The following is a 3,304-nucleotide window of genomic DNA, read 5'->3' as shown; positions in this document are numbered from 1 at the left end:
CCCGCGGGCGGCCTGGACCACGATCTCGCCTTGATCGGGCCGCCCCCGCCCGGCTAACAGGCGCTGCTGGGGCGTCTTGCCGGACCGGTTCTCTCCGACTATGCCCGGGCGCTCCCCCGCGGCGAGCGAACACGTCACCTCATCGAGGACGCATCGGCCGTCGAAGGACTTGCTGACCGCGAGCGCGGTGATCTGGGTAGGCATGCACACACTCCGAAGCATTCGAGGACTTCGCGGCCACGGGGGACCGCAGGGCCGGGTGAACACTCCGGAAGAACATCGGCAAACCTCACTAGTGCGACAACTGTTGCATTAAGATAGCGCTACAGTCCTGCCCCGTCAAGCAAACGGATCCTGCCGATGAATTCCGCCCCGCCCGCCGACAGTTCCCGACCCCCCGACAGCCCCGGACCGTCGGCCCGTGCCCGCCCTGGTGGCCGGACCGCCCGCATCCGCGCCCAGGTGCTCGACGCGGTCCAGGCGGAGCTGGCCGAGCACGGCTACGACGCGCTGACCGTCGACGCGGTGGCCGCCCGCGCCGGTGTCCACCGCGCGACGGTGTACCGCCGCTGGCACGATGTCGGCGGCCTGATCGCCGACATCTTCACCGCCGCAGGCGATCTCGACTGGGAGCCGCCCGACACCGGCTCACTGTGCGGCGACCTGGCGGCGCTCAATACGGAGATTCAGGACTCGCTGCTCGAGCAGCCGTCGATCGCGGCCGCCCTCATCGCGGTGTCGTTCCGGTCCGAGGAGGCCGCCCGTGCGCTGCGACGGCTATGGGAGGACCGGTACGCGCAGTGCGAGATCGTCGTGGAGCGGGCGATCCGGCGTCAAGAACTTTCGCCCGGCGTCGACGCGCGTGCGCTGCTGGTCGCCTCGACCGCGCCGCTCTATCACCACTTGGTCCTGCTGCGTACGCCGCCCGATCCGGACCTTCCCGACCGTGCGGCGAACGGCGCCGCACTCGCCGCCTCCGCGGGCGCCTTCTCCGCGGCACGCTGAGTGACCGTAAAAAGCGATGGGCACCCGCTCCAATAGTGGAGCGGGTGCCCATCGAGTATGTGTTCGCGAACCCTCAGCGTTCGGCGGCCGAGCCCGCGAACAGCGGGGAATCGGTCCGGGCGGTGCTCGGCGCGAACGGCAGGCGGACGATCATTCCGTCCAGGCGAGCTTCGGCGTGCGGCCGGGTGTCGGGCCGCGGCGCAGGGACGGCGGCACGCCGGTCGGCGTCGGAGGCGTTGAGCGCCCTGGCCGAATGCGTGCTCTCGGGCGTCGGGGTCGGCTGTGCCGGGGCGTCCGGACCGGGATCGGCGGGCAGGCCGGTCGCGGCCTGGCCGTTGCCGCGGATCGGCATGATGGAGGTCAGCACGATCAGGACGCAGCCGAGCGCGGTGATGCCGCCGAGCATGGCCGCCGCGCCCAGGCTGACACTGGCGACCTCACGAATATTCGAGGTGCCGTTGCCCGACAGCAGATCCCGCAGCCCGCCGGTGCCGGAAGTCTCGACGAGGGTCTTGAACGCCTGGCTCTTGCCGTTGAGGTACAGCAGCGTGCAGAACACCGAAAGAGCCTGTCCCGCACTGGATCCCAGCACGAGCAGGGCCAGCGAGGGGCTACCGTCGCGCAGGTACATGCCCACCGCGAAGATCGTCGTGATCGCCGCGGCGGCGGTGAGAATGCCCCAGCCGCCGCTGATGTGCGCCGGGTACGCGCCCTCGCCCCAGGTGTCGGCGGTGTTCGCGTCGGTGGTGCCCTGCGTCCGGCCGAAGGCGTCGGCCAGGATCCGGCCGTTCGGGCCCTGGGCGGTCAGCCAGGGCTGGAAGAGCAGGACGGTGGTGGCGAGGCTCAGCGCTGCCGCACATAGAAAACCCCAGTACACACGTAGATCGCGACTCGTCATCGCGACATCGCGTGCCTGCCGCCCGATTTCGGGTCGACGAAGCTGAACTTCATTGCTGCGCGGGGTGTTTGGCTGAACCATTCTTCTGAGCCTGAGGCTTTCTTTATATCGTTGAACCGGTGAGGTGAACGGGGATCGCCCATTTTCTCCGGTCGAATATTTAGTTTGAATCGGCGACGGGCTGCTTCGACCATCGAAATTACCGTAGAACCGTGTACTTACGAGGTCAACCGCAACAACGGTACCACTCGGAGAGCTGGGTCACATCGAAGTTTGCGAAATGTCTGCGACTCAGAATTTGGGACAAGTCGTTGGACGGTGTCCGAATCACCGTCTTCCGTGGGGGTTTGCCCTCGGGGTGCCGAGGAGCCGGCGCGGGTACGACGGCGAACCACGAGCATGCCTCTCGGTCTGGTCCTGTGACACGACTAACATGCCTGGTCTGAGACCTGGATCACGCCTGTTCCGGGCGGTGGCACGGGTTGTGCTGGCCAGGCTGCCGATGCTTCGGCCCGACTCGTGGGATCGAGGCCGTACCGCGTGTTTCCGGCAAGTTACTGATAGCGAGTGGCGGTGGCCGCCGCCCGGTGTCCCCGCTGCGTCACCGGCTCTTGTCGGACATTGCGAATGGCAATTATTTTCACCGGCCCGTTCGATCTATTCCGATAACGGGCCGCGGCGGCATGTTTCTGTTCGGTAGTGATTCCGCCGAGCGTTTCCCGGCGCCGCTCCGCCGGCTTTGTCCCGGGGAAATGATCATGATTGCGGTGGCGAGAACCGCCCGAATGCGAGAGACTGTTCGCGGCTCGGCGCAACTATCCATTGTTGCCAATGATGGGAAGACGTCGTTGTTGTGAGTCGCGGCGCTGCGGTGGCATCGTCGTCGTGGTGTGAGACCTCTTGTGGGACAGGAGGGAAGGAGAGCGGTGGGTGCGGATACCGGCCGGTCCAACCGGCCCGCGGATACCGGGCCCGGACCGGCGCAACTGCCGGGGTTCGGCCCGCCCCTGGGACCTCCCGACTGGCTGATGCAAGACATTCCGTCGCAGCAGCCGGAGCTGACCTGGCAGCCCGGTGACGCACCGGCGAGCCCACCGGCCGCGGCGGCGCCGCAGATCCCGACACCCGAGTGGGCGCTCGATCCCGATGTCGTACAGCGCACGCTGGCCCCGCCCGCCCGCAAATCCCGCCGGGTGCCGGGTCGGCTCCGGGTCGTGGTCGCTGTCGCGCTGGTGGCTTGCGGCGTCGCCGTGGGCGCGATCGTGGGGGGGGGGGGGGGGGGGCCGCCGGGGGGGGGCGGGGGGGCCGGGGGGGGGGCGGGGGCCCCCCGCCCCGGCGGGGGGGGGGGGGGGGGGGGGGGGCGGGGGCGCAGGGGCCGCCCCCCCCCCCCCCCCCCCCGCC

4 protein-coding genes and 1 pseudogene are annotated in these 3,304 nt (G+C 69.3%); 2 read left to right on the top strand and 3 right to left on the bottom strand.

Annotated elements, in window-relative coordinates:
* The coding region (locus QH470_RS00050; protein WP_280270147.1) for an ATP-binding cassette domain-containing protein at positions 1–204 on the bottom strand (204 nt) is incomplete at its 3' end.
* Between the two features lie 156 nt (positions 205–360).
* On the opposite strand from QH470_RS00050, the gene QH470_RS00045 reads away from it, so the two are divergent.
* Complete coding sequence (locus tag QH470_RS00045) at positions 361–1,005, top strand: TetR/AcrR family transcriptional regulator (RefSeq protein ID WP_280270146.1); 645 nt, start codon at positions 361–363, stop codon at positions 1,003–1,005.
* A gap of 73 nt (positions 1,006–1,078) precedes the next feature.
* Here QH470_RS00045 and QH470_RS00040 read toward each other — a convergent pair whose 3' ends face one another.
* Together QH470_RS00040 and QH470_RS00035 are read right to left on the bottom strand one after the other, a co-directional pair.
* Entirely contained in the window at positions 1,079–1,903 is an 825-nt protein-coding gene (locus tag QH470_RS00040) for a hypothetical protein (protein ID WP_280270145.1), read from the bottom strand.
* Complete coding sequence (locus QH470_RS00035; RefSeq protein ID WP_280270144.1) at positions 1,900–2,097, bottom strand: hypothetical protein; 198 nt, start codon at positions 2,095–2,097, stop codon at positions 1,900–1,902. Before QH470_RS00035 ends, QH470_RS00040 begins: the two co-directional genes overlap by 4 nt.
* 732 nt (positions 2,098–2,829) lie before the next feature.
* Here QH470_RS00035 and QH470_RS00030 point away from each other — a divergent pair.
* A pseudogene (locus QH470_RS00030) lies at positions 2,830–3,304 on the top strand (hypothetical protein); the annotation flags it as partial.

This window comes from Nocardia wallacei, from assembly GCF_029868745.1.
GTDB lineage: Bacteria > Actinomycetota > Actinomycetes > Mycobacteriales > Mycobacteriaceae > Nocardia > Nocardia wallacei_B.
This window is presented reverse-complemented; position numbering and strand designations above follow the sequence as displayed.